General features: G+C 66.1%; 7 protein-coding genes. 2 read left to right on the top strand and 5 right to left on the bottom strand.

Annotated elements, in window-relative coordinates; all coding sequences use genetic code 11:
* Window positions 1-116 precede the first annotated feature (116 nt).
* From ACEN9G_RS27600 to ACEN9G_RS27580, 5 genes are all read right to left on the bottom strand, one after another.
* Window positions 117-1,778: a GH35 family beta-galactosidase gene (locus ACEN9G_RS27600; RefSeq protein ID WP_413340783.1), complete on the bottom strand. Its 1,662-nt coding sequence runs from the start codon at window positions 1,776-1,778 to the stop codon at window positions 117-119.
* Window positions 1,779-1,863: 85 nt separating this feature from the next.
* Window positions 1,864-4,869 (bottom strand): TonB-dependent receptor, encoded by a 3,006-nt coding sequence (locus tag ACEN9G_RS27595; protein ID WP_413340785.1) that lies wholly within the window; start codon window positions 4,867-4,869, stop codon window positions 1,864-1,866.
* A 92-nt stretch (window positions 4,870-4,961) separates the two neighbouring features.
* Window positions 4,962-7,238 carry a glycoside hydrolase family 95 protein gene (locus ACEN9G_RS27590; RefSeq protein WP_483127291.1) on the bottom strand — a complete coding sequence of 759 codons (2,277 nt, stop codon included), beginning with the start codon at window positions 7,236-7,238 and terminating at the stop codon, window positions 4,962-4,964.
* A gap of 55 nt (window positions 7,239-7,293) precedes the next feature.
* The gene (locus ACEN9G_RS27585) at window positions 7,294-9,444 is read right to left on the bottom strand and encodes a beta propeller repeat protein (RefSeq protein WP_483127290.1); all 2,151 of its coding nucleotides are present in this window, start codon (window positions 9,442-9,444) and stop codon (window positions 7,294-7,296) included.
* Window positions 9,445-9,477: 33 nt separating this feature from the next.
* Window positions 9,478-11,394, bottom strand: a complete 1,917-nt coding sequence (locus ACEN9G_RS27580; protein ID WP_413341694.1) for a hypothetical protein — start codon at window positions 11,392-11,394, stop codon at window positions 9,478-9,480.
* 701 nt (window positions 11,395-12,095) lie between these two features.
* Here ACEN9G_RS27580 and ACEN9G_RS27575 point away from each other — a divergent pair.
* Window positions 12,096-15,032: a TonB-dependent receptor gene (locus ACEN9G_RS27575; RefSeq protein WP_413341692.1), complete on the top strand. Its 2,937-nt coding sequence runs from the start codon at window positions 12,096-12,098 to the stop codon at window positions 15,030-15,032.
* A 108-nt stretch (window positions 15,033-15,140) separates the two neighbouring features.
* Window positions 15,141-16,721 carry an aldehyde dehydrogenase (NADP(+)) gene (locus ACEN9G_RS27570; RefSeq protein ID WP_413341690.1) on the top strand — a complete coding sequence of 527 codons (1,581 nt, stop codon included), beginning with the start codon at window positions 15,141-15,143 and terminating at the stop codon, window positions 16,719-16,721.

Genomic DNA, 16,721 nt, shown 5'->3' with positions numbered 1-16,721 from the left:
GTCGTCATTCCCGCGCACGCGGGAATCCATACTGAATCGGCTCAAGACGCGCAGCATGGGTTCCCGCTTTCGCGGGAACGACGACGATTTTGCACCGCCGCGAGGTATTGTTTGTTTTAGTACGACCCCATCTTCACCTTCAACACCGTCGGCACCGCCGGCAGGTTCAGGCCATAGTCGGTCTGGTCCCCATTCCAGTTCCGTTCCATGACCCACTTGCCGTCGGCGTCGAAGCGACCTTCTTCCACCCGCGCATAACCCGTGGGCTTGCCGGCATTCGGACCGGTGCCGGACAACTTCACGCGGATCTGCTGGCCCACGATCACGAATTCGTCCGGGCCGATCTGCGCGATCGCGGCGCCGCCGGACGGCTGGTCCGTGCCTTCCGCGTATTCGTTCTTGTCCTTCAGGTATTCGCGCTCGCCGAACTGGAATTCGCGGAACGACAGGTGCGCGTTCCAGCCGTTCATGGTCACGGTCTGCGGCTTGCGGTCGTCGCCTTCCGCGACGCCGTACGTGCGGCCTTCGTACGCCCACTTCGCCCACACGCGCTGCATCGGCGCGAACACGTCGTAGACTTTCGCGAACGGCTCGATCATGCGCTTGTCCGTGTACTTCGAACCCAGCGGATAGTTGCTGTACATGGCGTAGTCGAAGCCGAACGGCGCGACGCCCAATGCGCCCTTGCCGATGATCTGGTAGACGTAGCGTGCATAGCCCGCCGCATTGCCCATCTCCGGCACCATCAGCGGATTATCCGGGCGCTGGAACAGCTGCAGCGTGGCGCTCACGTTGCTGGACTCCGGCATGTAGATGTCGGGGCCGGCGAAATCGATGTGGGGCGCGGCCGCCTTATAGATGCCGATGACGTCGTACGTCGGGCCGCCGGAGGCGAAGTCCGCCTTCCACGGCGGCGCGGGCTTGTCCAGCACCGGCGCGCGCAGCGCGTTGTTCACGTACATCGGCAGGTCGTACACGGCGCGGCCGGCCTTGGCGATGTCTTCGATGTAGCTGGCGATGGCCCACGTATGGAAATACTGGTCGGCGTAGTCGCCGTACACTTCGCTCCACGAGCCCTGCTTCGCACGGCCCGCCGGCGGCGGCTGGTGCGCGAGGACGGCGGCCGGCACCGGCTGCTGGAACGCGGCCTGGGCGCGCGCCGCGTAGTCGCGCGCCACGCCATAGGTGCCCACTTCGTTCTCGACCTGCACCATGATCACGGTGCGCTTGTCCGAGTCGATCTTTTTAATATGCTCCATCAGCGCGACGAAGGCTTTCTTGTCGGCGGCCAGCGTGGCTTCGCCGAACGGCGACAGGCAGTAGCTCGTCTTGCCGTCCTTGTCGATCATGCGCGGGAAGCGCTTGTTGTCGAACTTGACCCATTCCGGCGCGTACGCCGGGCCGGTATTCTTCCAGGTGCCGAACCACAGCAGCACGAGGCGCGTCTTGTGCTCGCGTGCCTGCTGCACGAGCTTGTCGACGTAGCTGAAGTCGAAGGTCCCTTCCTTCGGCTCGATCTGTTCCCACGCGACGGGAATCTCCAGCGTGTTCGCATGCACGTCCTTCATGGCGGCCCAGACCTTCGGCAGCGCGGCCGGGTAGTTGCTGGAATTGTGGGCCTGGCCACCCAGGATCAGGAACGGGGCGCCGTCGACCATCAGGGCGTAGCGGCCGTCCTTGCCCACGATGCGGGGCAGTTCGGACGCGGCGTACGCGGCGTGGCAGGTGGTGGCGGCGAGCAGGCCGGCGGCCAGCAGGCGGAAGGACATGGATTTCATATGCGAACGGGTCTCCTTCGGTCGCGGTGGTTGTAAAAACGGGCGGCCAGTGTCGAAAATGAGCGGCCGCCCGTCCGTGATGCGCTTAGAACGAGTAGCGCAGCGACGCCGTGTAGCGGCGGCCGGACACGAAGACCGCGCGGGTCATCATGCCGATCGACTGCTGCATCAGCTGTCGGTACTTCGAGTTGGTCAGGTTCTGCGCTTCCACGCCGAGCGACAGCTGCTCGTTGATATTGTAGAAGAACGAACCATCCAGTTGGCCATAGCTGTCCGACCACGTCGGCAACGCCCACGCGACCGTCTGCGTCGTGCCCGTGGCCGGGTCGACGCGGCGGCCGTCCGTGCCGTTCGTGCCGTTGACGTTCACGTTCTGCAGTGCCTTCGAACGCCATGCCCACGCGAGGCGCGCCGAGACCTTGCCCTTGTCGTACAACAGGGCCAGGTTGTAGGCGTTCTTCGACAGGTTCTGCAGCGGCAGGTTGCCGAAGGTCGCGCCGTTGGTGTCGCAGCCGTTCTGGTTCAGGTTCAGGTTATCCGCGCCGTTCGAGCTGCCCGTGCAGAACGCCGAGTTGACCGGATGGTACAGGTCTTCCTTGCTGTCCACGTAGGTGTAGTTCGCCTGGACGCCGAAGCCCGACATCCAGCCCGGCAGCTTGTCGAAATACTGCTGGTACGCGATCTCCATGCCGCGCGCATGGCCGCGCGCGCCGTTGACCGGGCCCGTGACCGTGAACGTGTACGGCGTGCCCGTCACGCCCGCGACGTTGTAGCCGTAGGACTGGTTGATGATGATGTCCTTCAACTGCTTGTTGAAGACGGCCATCGTCAGCGAACCGGCCGGCGCGAAATACCACTCCGCCGACAGGTCGACCTGGCGCGACTGCACCGGACGCAGCTTCGGATTGCCGGTGCCCGTGCCCGTCAGGCCGACGTTGTTCACGGTGACGACGTTGCCGGTCGTGGTCTGGTCGACGTTTTCCGACAGGGTCGTGTAGCTTTGCAGCTGCGAATAGTCCGGCTTCGAGATGCCCATCGCGGCCGCGAAGCGGAACTGCAGCTTGTCGGTCGCCTTCATGCGCAGGTTCAGGCTCGGCAGCACATTGTGGTAGTGGTTGTCGAAGTCCTGGCGCGTCGAGAATGCCGCGATGTTCGGGATTTCCGGACCGACGACCGTCGTGCCCTCGGCCGGCTGCGTGATGTTCGGATTGAACACCGTGTAGCCGTGCGCCTTCAGCAGCGTCTGCACATAGCGCACGCCGATGTTACCGTCGATCGGGTACTTCAGGTCGTCGAAGCCGAAGCGCAGCTGCGTGTAGAACGCGCCGGTACGCTCGGACAGGTCGTTGGTGCCGGCCGGGTCGGTGCCGAACGTCGCGGGCGACCACGGCGTGCACGGGTTGGTCGTGCCGTTCGCCTGGTTCGCCTGCTGGCACAGGATGTCGTGGTAGCTGTGCAGCGTGGCATAGCTGCCCGGGTAGCCCGTGGCCAGCGCCACGTTCGGGAACACGAGTGACGGGACCGCGGTGTTATTGTTGAAGAAGTTCGTGAACTGGTGGACCTGCGTCTGGTTCGAGAAGCGCGGATCGCTCAGGTACGCGAGCTGGCCGCCCGTGTCCGACTGCCACGGCTGCGTGATCGCCGCCCAGTTGTAGCTCGGGTTCGAGTTCGTCGTCGTCGAATCGGCCTTCGTCAGGCGCACGCCAAAGCGCACGTCGCGCAGGACCGGATGGTCGAACGTGTACTTCGCGTCGGTCTTCCACGCCCATTCGCCGGCATGGCTGTCGTCGAAGTGTTCCTGCGTGAACGCCCAGTAGTAATTGGCCGGATTGGCCAGGTAGGCGGTCTGGACGTCGTCGAACGTCAGCTTCGGTACGGAGCCGGACAGGTCCACGTTCTCGTACGGCATCTTGACGGCCGTGGCGACGGTCGAGTCGAAGCTGTTGCTCGTCGCGCGCACGCGCTGCACGTCGGTGTCGATCTGCCAGTCGCTGTTCGGACGCCACATCAGGTGCCACGAGATGTCGGTCGTCTGCGACTTGCGGTTGGCGGCGCGGGTGTCGGCGCCGAAATCGATGCCCTTGTCGGTGGCGTCGGTCAGGGTGCCGGTCAGCAGCTGGCCGTTGGTGCCGTAGGTGCCGTTCGTGACGCCGATGTTGTACGGGCTGGCGGACGAGAAGATCGCCTGCTCGTCCCACTGCATGCGGTACTTCGACTTGAAGTACGTGAGCGACGACTGCAGGTTTGCGTCCCGCTTCCATTGCAGCGCACCGTAGAGGCCCTGGCGCTTGCGGTCGAAGTTCAGCGTGCGGTACTGCGAGCCTTTCGGCACCCACACGTTCTGGCCGGCGACCACGTCGCTGCGCTGGTAATACGGTTCGACCTGGAACGCGTCGGTACGGGTGCCGCTCTCCGAATACGCGTAGTCGACCAGGGCGCCGATCTCGCCGAAGCCCGTCTTCCAGCGGTCGGAGAACATGAAGGAGCCGGACGGCTGGCGCTTGCCCTTCTTCAGCTCCGAATACGTGTCCTGCAGCGACGCGGCCATCTTGCGGCCCTTGAAGTCGAACGGCATCGCCGTGCGCAGGTTCACGAGGCCGCCAATGGCGCCTTCGATCTGTTCCGCCGACGGGTTCTTGTAGATGTCGATACCGGCCATCAGCTCCGGCGGGACGTCCTCGAAGTTGAGCGAGCGGCCGCCGTTGGCCGAGAACGAATCGCGGCCGTTCAGCTCCGAACGGGTGTACGACAGGCCGCGGATCGTGACGCCCGAGCCTTCCACCGAGTAGTGCTCCGGGTCGCCCTTCGACATCGTGCGGTCGATGGTGACGCCGACCACGCGCTGCAGCACTTCCGTGATCGAACGGTCCGGCAGCTTGCCGATGTCGTCCGCGACGATCGAATCGACCATCTCGTCGGCATCGCGCTTGAGCGCCTGCGCCGAATCGAGCGCGGCGCGCTGGCCCGTCACGACGACGACATTGCTTGCCGTCGGCGCCCCGGGCCCCGTCTGCGCGGCCGCCATCCCGCCGGCCAGCAACGCGACATGCGTTACGGCCACGGCGATGGCTGTTTTCTTGAACTGATACATTTACATCTCCTCTTGGCTGACAACAGGGCCCATCGAATGACGGTGCCCTTCACTGCAAAGAGACGACCTCTCAGGGTCTGCCTCTGAACTCCTCAAAACCGTGCCGCGTCCAGCCGCACGCTGTCGCCCGGACGCAGTTTCACCGCGACGGTGCGCGCGCCATAGCGCACGGTCGCGGCACCGCTGCCTGCTACCCTGCGCACGACGGCATCGACGAGACGGCCGCGCGTCCAGCGCATGTCGACCTCGAATCCGCCGCGCGCGCGCAGGCCTTTCACTTCACCATCCGGCCACGCCGACGGCAGCGCCGGCAGCAGCTGGATCGCGCCGGCCTGCGACTGCAGCAGCATCTCCGCGATGCCGGCCGTCGCGCCGAAATTGCCGTCGATCTGGAACGGCGGATGCGCATCCAGCAGGTTCGGATACGTGCCGCCGGCATTCAGTTGCTCCGAGCCGGCGCTGGCCTGCTGGGCCGCGCGCGCGCCGGGGCTGGCCAGCACGCCGCGCAGCATCCTGTAGGCGTGGTCGCCGTCGTACAGGCGCGCCCAGAACGCCATCTTCCACGCCATCGACCAGCCGGTGCCCGCATCGCCGCGCGCTTCCAGCGTGCGCTTCGCGGCCGCGGCCAACGCCGGCGTGCGCGCGGGGCTGATCTGGCGGCCCGGGAACAGCGCAAACAAATGCGATACGTGGCGGTGCGTGTCGCCCGGCGTGTCCAGCACCGGATCCTTTTTCTCGTCGAGCCACTCGAGCAGCTGGCCCCAGCTGCCGACCTTCGGCGCCGCGAGCCGGTCGCGCATACGGGCGAGCCTGTCGCGCAGCGGCTTGTCGACGCCGAGCACGTCCGCCGCTTCCACCGTGTTGTTGAACAGGTCCCAGACGATCTCCTGGTCGTACGTGACGCCGTCCTCGATGGGGCCGTGCTCGGGCGACCAGCCCTGCGGCGCGACGAGGCGGCCGTCCGGCAGTTCCTTCAGGTAGTCCTGCCAGAACGCGCTCGCCTCCTTCATCATCGGGTACGCGACTTCGCGCAGGAACGCTTTATCCTGCGTGAACGCGTAGTGTTCCCAGAAGTGCTGGGCGTACCACGCGTTGCCCGTCTTGTTCCAGGTATAGCTCATGCCGCCGAACGGGTTCGATTCCGTGCGCAGGGTCCAGCCGCGTACCGGCCGCATCTTCCCTTGCTTATCCCTGGTCTTGAATTCCGCCGCCGTCGCCTGGCGCCACACCGGCGCCACGCTCGTCACGAAGCCGAAGAACGGTTTGGCCATCTCGGACAAATTCGCCACCTCGGCCGGCCAGTAATTCATCTGGACGTTGATGTTCGTGTGGTAGTCCGAGCGCCACGGCGGCGTGAGGCTGTTGTTCCACAGGCCCTGCAGATTGGCCGGGAGCGAACCGCGCGAGCTGGACGCCAGCAGGTAGCGGCCGTACTGGAAGTACTGCGCTTCCAGTTCGGGGTCGTTGCCGTCCTTCGTGTACGCCAGCACGCGCGCGTCCGTCGGCAGCGCCTTGCGGTCCGCCGCCGTCGCGCCCAGGTCCAGCTGCACGCGGCCCAGCAGGGTGGCCACGTCGCGTTCGTGCTCGGTGCGCAGCTGGTCGGCGGGACGCGCGGCCGCGGCCGCAACCTGCGCCGTGACGCGCGCCAGCGGATGCTCTCCGCGGAAGTGCTGCGCCGCGTCGGCGACATAACTGGTGCCCGCGCCCACGATGACGGTCAGCGCGTCGCAGCCCGTGAACACGATGCGGCCGTTTTCGATGACTGCCTTGCCGCCCTCGTTCACGACGCGCACCTGGCTCGCGTAGTCCAGCGTGTTGGTCGTCGGCGCCTCGTTCGGCAGCGTCCAGCCGGCCAGCGTGCCCGTCGCGTACAGCGTGTCCTTGCTGGAGGCGAGATGCGCGCCGTGGCGGTCCGACAGCGCGATCGATCCCGTGTACTGACCCGGCTTGTCCGCCGTCAGGCGCAGGATCATCACTTGCGCCGGATGGCTCGCCCACGCCTCGCGCCGGAAGTGCGCGCCGCCGTGCGTGTACGTGACGGTGTGGACGGCGCGCGCGATGTCGAGCGTGCGCCGATAGTCTTGCGCATCCCTGTCGTGCCCGGGCAGGTCCACGACGACGTCGCCGAACGGCTGATACGTCCCCGTCTCCTTCGCGTCGCCCGACCACAAGGTGATGTCGTTGAACTGCAGGTGCTCGCGCGCGAGCCCGCCGAACACCATCGCGCCGATGCGGCCGTTGCCGATCGGGAGCGCTTCCTTCTCCCAGCCCTGATCGTTGTCCTGGGCCGGGCGGTCGTAGCGCAGCACCAGGTCGGGTGCGGCCAGCGCGGTGGAGACGACGCCGGCCAGCGCCAGTGCGATCATCATCTGATGAAATCGATTACAGATAGAGGTCATAAAAATCGCTGTCGAAAAGCGTTGTTCAGTTGGCGGCGGGTTTGCCGTAGACGATGCCGCGGCCGGCGGTGCTCATGTAGACGACGCCGTAGCGGTTCATGTCGCCCACGATGAACTGGCCGTCGCCCGGTCCGCCGTACTGGTGGGCATCGTCGTTGATGCGGGTCCAGGTGGCGCCGCCGTCGATGGAACGGTGGATGCCGCGCACGCCCTTCACGTCGCCCCAGATGTAGACCGCGGGGTAGTCGTGCCCCGGCGCCGCCTTGCCGAAACCGACCGCGCCGCAATAGCGCACGGCCGCCAGCGGCGCGAAGTGGGCGCCGCCGTCCGTAGAACGTACGAGACCACCGTTCTTCAGCGCGACCCACACGTCCCCGCCCCGGCCCGGCGCCACGCGCACGAGACGCGACCCGCCCGCGGGCAGGCTCGCGCGCGGGGCGAACGAGGCGCCGCCGTCGGTGCTGGCGAGGAGCGCGGTGTCGTCGTACGCGTAGAACACCTTCGCGTCGAGCGGATCGCCCACCGGCCGCAGGTTGGCCTTCGCGAGGCCCGCGACGGCAGTCCACGTCGTGCCGCCATCGCCCGAGCGCCAGACCTCCTTCGCCTTTTCGGGCGCATGCAGGATCACGGCGCCGTCGGCCGAGATGGCGACCTGTCCGCGCCTGCCCTTGATGGCCGCGGTCTTCGTCCACGTGGCGCCGCCGTCGTGCGTGACGAGCATGCTGTCCCCCACGCGCACCATCGTCCTCGGATCCCTGGGGGCGTAGGCCAGGCCCGTCGTCGTGCCGATCTGCGGATCGTGGATGCGGCCGTGGCGCGACGGATCGTCGTGCAGGTAGCCGTCGATGTCGCCGATGGCGGAAACGAGCGGGCCGCCGGGAATGCTGACGAAGCCCAGCGGGACCGTCTCTTCCAGGCCGTCGACCGTGAACGTCCACGTCGTGGGCGACGCATCGATGTTCGCGGTGCGGAACACGCCGTTGCCGGACGTGACCCAGACGGCGTGCGTGTCGGCCGGGTCGAACTCGACGGAGCCGGCCCAGTGGATGGAGTGGCCTTTCAGCCAGGGTACGCCGGCCGCGTCGCGCACGAAACCGCGGCCGATCACGTCGGTCCACGAGGCGCCGCCGTCGTTCGACAGGAAGATGCGGTCGCCCTTCGCGTCGCCCTGCGGCAGGAACGTGTTGATGGTCGACGCGACGAGGCGCTGCGGATTCTTCGGATCGACGCTGATGCCGGCGAACGGCCGCGTCCAGCCGGCGGGCGTGATGTTCGTCCAGGCGCCGCTCGCGATCGCGTACTTCCACACCTGCCCGCGGTCCATCGGCTCGCGCCCGGTGCGGTCCGGGTGCGGGCCGGCGCCGTTCGCGAACGTGACGATGAGGTTCCCTGCCCCGTCGAGGATCGCGCGCTGGGGCATCAGGTCCACCGGCGCGCCGGCCACGGGTTCGAACGTCGTGCCGGCGTCGTCGCTGCGGTACAGGTTCGGGCCGACGGCGCCGAAGCGCGACACGCCGACGAACACGCGGCGCGCCTGGCCCTCCTTCACGCTGGCGGGGTCCGGCACGACGACGGTCAGGCCCACGTCGTTCGGCGTGGACGTCACCGGCAGCGCCGTCACGCGCGCCCACGTGCGGCCCGCGTCGACACTCTTGAACAGGCCGTCGCGGCGCGTGCCGACGTAGAGCAATTTGCTGTTGCCCGGATCGACGGCGAGGCGCTCGCCATCCTGGCGGCCCATGCCGTTCCCGTGCGTCTTGAACTGGCTGGAGACGTCGACGATGGAGAAGGTCTTGCCCGCATCCGTCGAATGCAGGATCGCGGTGCGGCCGCCGTTCAGGTAGGCGATGCCGGCAAGGAGCCAGATGTTGTCGGCGTCGCGCGGGTCGATGGCCAACGCGTCGATGCCGAGGTACCCGGTCTGGTCTTCCGCCACCCAGTCGAGCAGCGCCGTCCAGCGGCGTTCGCGCGGATCCCAGCGGTAGGCGCCGCCCACGTCGGTACGCGCATATGCAACACCCGGTGCGGCGCGGCTGGGCACCACGGCCGTGACGAAGCCGCCGCCGCCGATCGCCACGCTGTCCCACACGTACGGCTCCTGCTGTTGTGCCGTCACGCGGCCCGCCAGCAACGCCAGAGCAAGGGCCACCGCTGGGGCCAGCTTCATCGACTTCATTACAGCGTCTCCATCATGCGTACATACACCTGTTTAGCCCTTGTAGACGCGGAAGCTGTGGGGCGGAATCACCACCTCGCTCACCGAGTCGCGGGTCGCGCCCGGCACCGTCTCGGCCGCCGGACGCGCCTTGCCGTCCACCGCGTGCTTCACGACCTTCACCGTCGTCGGCGTATCGCGGAACGACTGGATGACGTAGGCGCCGTTATCGTAAGTGAACAGGCTCACGCCGGCCGGTGCGTCGATGCGGACGGGCGCGTCGGCCATCAGGTAGGTCTTCACGCTGTTCATCACGCCTGGCGGCATACTATACAGGTCGCCGATATTGCTGGGAATGGACAGGATGTAGAGAACGCCCTTCGAATACCGGTTCATCAGCAGCACGGGGAAGCCGCGCGCGCCCGCGACGCCGCGGATGATCGGCCACGCGTCGTTCGTGAAGTAGTGCAGCTCCGGGAACAGCACGTCGCGCGGCGCCACCTTCGGATCGTCGCGCAGCGATTCGCCGTTGCCCGCGCCATAGCCGTTGTAGTAGTCGTTCAGCAGCACCTGGTTCCCCGTCGCGTAGACTTCGACGAGGTCCTGGAAGCCGCGGTCCTTGCGCTTCGGATCCTGCGTCGCCTTGACGAAGCCGGACGTCACGAACACCGCCTTCCCCGCTTCCAGCTGGCGTTTCACCTTGTCGAGGATGTCCGGATCGGCCGCCGATGCCTGCGTGAGCAGGATCGTCTGCGCATCCTGCGGGAAGCGCGCGGTCAGGGCGATCGGGATGCCGACATTACCCAGGTAGTTGGGCAGGAAGTCTTCCGCCGACGACGAGTTGGCCGGGCGATAGGTCGGGATGCCGGTGGGCTTGCCCAGCTGGTCCAGCACCGCGTCGATCTGTTTCAGCGCGGCGCCGGCGGCGAGGCCCCAGCCCGGCGGCGCTTTCGCGTCCGGGTTCGCGGCCTTCCAGTCGGCCACGATGCGGTCCCAATTGAACGAGGTGTCCTGCCCGGCCCACGGACGCTCGCCCGCTTCGGCCGGCGTGTCCTGCGCGGCCGGGTGCCAGTTGAACAGCGTGATCTCGGGCGCCTTCGCGAGCATCGTGTCCCACAGCTGTTCCGCATAGCGGTCGACGTAGCGGATCGAATACGTGTCGACCCAGCCGCCGCCATTCTTGCCGTCCTTACGGAGGGTCTCGTAGTAGCGGATGATGTTGTACGACTCGTATTGCTGCAGCAGCTGGTCGGTGATGACCGGGTCGCGCGTCTCCGTGCCCGCGTAGATCCCGTCGAACATCTCGGGCTGCTGCGCGAGGTCGAAGCCCAGGCCTTCGAAATGCTCGTACCAGTTCGGATACTTGATGACGATGTTGACGTTCCTGTTGACGGCCCGCGCCGGGTCGATGATCAGGTCCTTCGATACCTTGCGCATGGTGGCGAGGCGGTAGTCCGTCCATGTGCGCTTGCCCTTCGCCCTGATGTCGGCGTCCGACTTCGACGTGTAGAACGTGAAGTCGTCCAGGATCACGTGGTCGAAATGGCGCGCCATCAGTGCCATCGCGCGCTTGCACGTGTCGCGGTCCTTGGGCGACTCGTAATCGAAGGTCATGAACTGGCCGTTGAATCCGCCCGCGGCCAGCGTGACGCCGCCCGCCACCTCGATGCCCTTCGCCTGGAACTGGCGCTTCACGGCCTCGATCTCGGCGTCGCTGGCGAAGTGGTTGTCGCGGTAGCCCTCGATGTAGACCTTGTCGAACGGGACCTGGCTCATGGCACGCGCGAACTGGTGCTCGAAGACCTGCGGGTCGACGAGGCTTCGCGTGACGTTCACCGGGATGTAGATCGCCGTCTTGAAATGCTTGTAGTGGCCCGCGGCCTGCGCGGGGATGGGCGCCAGCATGGCATTGCCGGCGACAGCAAGGAAGGCCAGCGCGGCGGCGGTCTGGCGGGCGAGTGATTTACGCATGTGTCTCCGGAATTGTTTTTATGGCGCTAATGACCGGTATCCTAAGCCAAGGGATGTTAGATGCGCAAGGCAAAAATGTTCGCGCTAACACGTCAATATACCGTTACGTGGCTTGTTTAGCATGTTTAGCTGCTAACCCCCGCAACACTACGAGACGTTGTGAAAAGGTAGCGCTGCCAAGACACAGATGTTGTATTTCTCACACGCACGAAAAGATTTTTTTGGCAGTTATGAAATCGATTGCGTATAACATCGATGTTGTGACCTTACTGCCGGGGTCAGGCGTGACACGCTCGCACGTGAACGCCCGTTCCAAGGCGGTTTTCACTCTGAACACAGGACCGTGTTCGCTATCGGCCAAGCGCTCTCCCGGCTTGCCTGTGCACGGCGGCGCGGTCCTGGCAACGGTTTGTTTGCTCTAGCTGTCGGCAAAAAGACACGTTGCGTTGTCACAAAACTGACAACTGAGTAGCAAACAATAAAAATTTTATGGTAGCGTATAACAACCAGTGTTAAGCATCACATCCGCACTGGCTTTGCTAGAGCTTTCCATAACAACACAACCTGATCATCGGGGGGAGACAATGAGGAATTTCCAGAAGACCGCGATTGCGGCAGCGGTTGCGCACGTAGCCGTCCTTTCCAGCGCCGCAGCATGGGCACAGACCAGCGCCGACACCACGGCCAACCCAGCCCCTACCGTGGTCCACATCAGCGGCCAGCGCGCGGCTCTGCAGTCGGCGCAACAACTCAAGAAGAATGCGGACGAAGTCGTCGATTCGATCGTCGCCGAAGACATCGGCAAGCTGCCGGACCGTTCGGTCACCGAGGTGCTGCAGCGTATCGCCGGCGTCACCATCGACCGCAACATGGCCGGCGACCCGAACCGCCAGTCCGTCGAAGGCTCGGGCGTCTCCGTCCGCGGCCTGACGTACGTGCGTTCGGAAGTCAACGGCCGCGACGCGTTCTCGGCCGGCGGCGGCCGCTCGCTCGGCTTCGCCGACGTGGCACCGGAGCTGATGGCCGGCGTCGACGTCTACAAGAACCCGTCCGCGGAACAGGTCGAAGGCGCCGTCGCGGGCCTCGTGAACCTGCGTACGGCCATGCCGTTCGACTACAAGGGCTTCAAGGGCACCGTGGGCGTGTCGGAATCGTATTCGACGCTGCGCAAGGGCGCGCCGTCCCCGACCGGCACCATCCTGCTGTCGAACCGCTGGAAGTCGGACACGTTCGGCGAATTCGGCGCCCTGGTCGACTTCGCGCACGCGAAGAGCCCGACCCGTTCGGACGGCGTCGGCGTCGACCCGTATTTCCCGCACGTGAACTCGACCGACCCGGCCAAGTACGACCGTTCCAAGACCCAGTGGATCCCGCTGGGCGTCGGTTACCGCTCGCAGGACTTCGAGCGTACCCGCCGCGGCGACTACGCCGCCTTCCAGTGGCGTCCGAACCGCGACTTCACGGCCGCCCTGACCTACTTCAAGACGAAGTACAAGGAAGACCTGGACGAGCACGTCGTCACGTCGTCCGAGGACAAGTGGTACCAGCAGGTCGCGAGCCAGGATTCCGTCTTCGACAGTAACGGCGTGTTCCAGAGCGGTACGATCTCGAACCCGACCTATGGCGGCTCGCCGTTCAACAGCTCGCAGCGCATCAACACGCGTGAATCGAGCACCCGCGACACGTCGCTGAACCTGCAATGGCGCGTGACGCCGGACCTGACCTGGACCAACGACTTCCAGCACGTCCATTCGACGACCGAAGGCTTCGACGCCGACGTGTCGACCGGCTTCATCATGCCGAACCAGCAGATGGACATGCGCGGCAACGTCCCGCAGATCACGCTGGGTTCGCCGGCCTACATGGCCGATCCGAACAACTACTACTGGGCCTACACCCAGGAAGCGCTGGATCACGCCACGGCCACCCAGAAGGCGTGGAAGACGGACTTCAAGTATGCGTTCGACCACCCGGTGCTGCGCGACGTCCGCTTCGGCTTCCGCATGGCCAACCGCGACGGCGAAAACCACAAGGCCCAGAAGTTCTACAACTGGCAGGCCATCACGTTCCCGTGGATGGAAGGCTGGCAGATCCCCCACGTCGCCCGCCTGGGTGACCCGCGCTTCGCGGGCGGCTCGTCGCTGCAGAAGATCGACAACTTCTTCGACGGCAAGTACAACATTCCGCCGATGCTGTTCGCCAACGAGTCGGTGGTGCGCGGCTTCCCGGACGAATGGTCCAAGATCCACGCCTATCACGACGTGCTGTGCAAGGAACAGGGTTCGACCTGCGACCCGTGGAAGGCTGCGACCTTCAACGACCCGGCCGCGACCAACACGCAGAGCGAGAAGACGCGCGCCGCCTACACGCAGCTGCGCTTCGGCTTCGACGACCTGAAGTACCCGATCGACGGTAACATCGGCATCCGCTACGTGAAGACGACCGGCGCCGGCAGCGGCTACGTCGCCTACAGCCCGGCCGGCGTCACCATCCCGACCGACGCTCCCGTCACCGGCGTGGACACGCTCATCTACATCAAGCCGTTCGCGGAAGCCCAGTCGTACAACAACTCGTACCACAACTGGCTGCCGAGCCTGAACCTGCGCCTGAAGTACAGCGACGAGCTGCAGTTCCGCTTCGCCGTGGCCAAGGCGATGGCGCGTCCGGACTTCAACCAGCTGCAGGTGCAGACCACGCTGAACTCGGCGCCGAACCAGACGACGATCCGCGATGCATCCGGCAATACGACGAATGTCATCTTCAACGGCACGACGCTGACCGGTACCAGCGACGGCAACGCGATGCTGAAGCCGACCACGTCGACCAACGTCGACCTGACCGCGGAATGGTACTTCGCGAAAGCCGGTTCGCTGACCTTCTCGGCCTTCAACAAGGACCTGAAGGACATCATCATCACCCAGGACTACGCGTACAAGGCGACTGACGTCAACGGCAAGCCGCAAACGTTCGTGGTCACGGGTCCCGTCAACGGCGCCAAGGGCTACGCCCGCGGCTTCGAGATCGCGCACCAGCAGTACTACGACTTCGTGCCCGACTGGCTGAAGGGCATCGGTACGCAGGCCAGCTGGACCTACGTGTCGAGCGAGCGCACCCTGAACAAGCCGGTGTTCAACGCCTGGTGCTCGGGTAACGACGCGTCGTCGAACTACAACCTGTCGATCAACGGTTGCGATACCGACGGTCGTGCGTTCGGCAAGACCCCGCTGCAGGGCCTGTCGCGTCACACGATCAACTTCGCGGTCATGTACGAGCAGCACGGCCTGTCGATGCGCCTCGCCTACAACTGGCGTTCGCGTTACCTGCTGGGCGTGAACCAGTGGGGCAGCCGCGGCAACAACGGCCTGAACACGAACCCGGCGGCGGATCCGGCGAAGTACCTGATCCCGACGACGAACAACGACCAGGCGTTCGGCCTGCCGTTGTACCAGGCACCGTACGGCCAGCTGGACGGTTCGATCTTCTACGACTTCACGGACAAGTTCCGCGTCGGCCTGGAAGCGACGAACCTGACCAACTCGTACACGCGCCAGATCATGGAGCAGCACGCGGGCAACTTCACGCGCCAGGTCTTCATGAGCGGTCCGCGTTACACGCTGCTGGCCCAGTACTCGTTCTGATCCAACGGGAATCCGCATGATTCGATACAATCGCTGATCGATTCCTGCCCACCGCCGCCGCGGCCTTCACGGGTCGCGGCGGCGCTTTTTTTTTAACAAGGAGCCCACATGAACATCCAAGGCGAAATGATCATCGGCCGCCAGGCCGTGCGCGGCAGCGCCGGCACGCTGCGCGCCTACAACCCGTCCACGCGCGCCGAGATGGAGCCGGAATTCGGCGCCGCCAGCATGGACGACCTGTCCAGCGCCTGCCTGCTCGCGGAACAGGCCTTCGACGCCTACCGCGGCCAGCCGCTGGAACTGCGCGCCCGCTTCCTGGAAACCATCGCCGACCGCATCATGGACCTGGGCCCGGCCCTGATCGAGCGCGCCTCCGCCGAATCGGGCCTGCCGACGGCACGCCTGGAAGGCGAACGCGCGCGCACGTGCAACCAGCTGCGCCTGTTCGCCAAGGTCGTCCGCGACGGCCACTTCCTCGAAGCGACGCTGGACTCCGCCCTGCCCCAGCGCACGCCGCCGCGCCCCGACCTGCGCATGCGCAAGATCGGCCTCGGCCCCGTTGGCGTGTTTGGCGCATCGAACTTCCCGCTCGCGTTCTCCGTCGCCGGCGGCGATACCGCATCGGCGCTGGCGGCCGGCTGCCCCGTCGTCGTGAAGGCGCACAACGCGCACCTGGGCACGTCGGAACTGGTCGGCAAGGCGATCCGCCAGGCCGTCGAAGACTCCGGCATGCCGGAAGGGACCTTCTCCATGCTGATCGGTACGGGCTTCGAGATCGGCCTCGCGCTGGTCCAGCACCCCGTGATCAAGGCCGTCGGCTTCACCGGCTCGCGCAATGGCGGCCTCGCGCTCGTCAATGCGGCGCAGGCCCGCAAGGAACCGATCCAGGTCTACGCCGAGATGAGCAGCATCAATCCGTTCTACCTGCTGCCGGGCGCACTGGCCGCGGGCGGCGCCAGGCTGGCGCAAGGCTTCGTCGATTCGCTCACGATGGGCACGGGCCAGTTCTGCACGAACCCGGGCCTCGTGATCGCCCTCGCCGGCCCGGACCTGGACGTGTTCCGCACGGCCGTCACCGAAGCGCTGGCGGCCAAGGGCGCCGGCACGATGCTCACCGCGGGCATCCACCAGGCGTACGTCGACGCGATCGCGCGCCGCTCCGGTCTCGCAGGCGTGGAACTCATCGCCCAGGGCAGCTCGGACGGCTGCGGCTGCGCCGCGCAGGCTGCGCTGTACCAGGCGGACGCCGCGACCTTCCTGTCGAACAGCGCGCTGGAAGAAGAGATCTTCGGACCGAGCTCGCTGATCGTCGTGTGCAAGGACGACGCCGAGCTGCTGGAAGTGACGCGCCACGTGGAAGGCCAGCTGACGGCCACGATCCACGCGACGGCCGCGGACCGCGACCTGGCCGCGAAGCTGATGCCGACGCTGGAGCGCAAGGCCGGCCGCATCCTGTTCAACGGCTTCCCGACCGGCGTCGAAGTGAGCCACTCGATGGTGCACGGCGGCCCGTTCCCGGCCACGTCGGACAGCCGCACCACGTCGGTGGGCGCGACGGCCATCGAACGTTTCCTGCGTCCGGTGTGCTACCAGGACGTGCCGGCGGAACTGCTGCCGGAAGCGCTGCGCGACGAGAACCCGCTGGGCCTCGCGCGCATGGTGGACGGCACGCTGCAGGTCGCGCGCTGA

This window comes from Massilia sp. Masssp94 (assembly GCF_059491305.1).
The sequence above is the reverse complement of the archived record's forward strand: the minus strand, read 5'-3'. Positions and strand labels throughout refer to the sequence as shown.

What these genes read in the sequence shown, in the direction of transcription:
- ACEN9G_RS27600 (WP_413340783.1), bottom strand. Translation starts at nt 1,778, where the DNA reads ATGAAATCCATGTCCTTCCGCCTGCTGGCCGCCGGCCTGCTCGCCGCC.
- ACEN9G_RS27595 (WP_413340785.1), bottom strand. Translation starts at nt 4,869, where the DNA reads ATGTATCAGTTCAAGAAAACAGCCATCGCCGTGGCCGTAACGCATGTC.
- ACEN9G_RS27590 (WP_483127291.1), bottom strand. Translation starts at nt 7,238, where the DNA reads ATGATGATCGCACTGGCGCTGGCCGGCGTCGTCTCCACCGCGCTGGCC.
- ACEN9G_RS27585 (WP_483127290.1), bottom strand. Translation starts at nt 9,444, where the DNA reads ATGAAGTCGATGAAGCTGGCCCCAGCGGTGGCCCTTGCTCTGGCGTTG.
- ACEN9G_RS27580 (WP_413341694.1), bottom strand. Translation starts at nt 11,394, where the DNA reads ATGCGTAAATCACTCGCCCGCCAGACCGCCGCCGCGCTGGCCTTCCTT.
- ACEN9G_RS27570 (WP_413341690.1), top strand. Translation starts at nt 15,141, where the DNA reads ATGAACATCCAAGGCGAAATGATCATCGGCCGCCAGGCCGTGCGCGGC.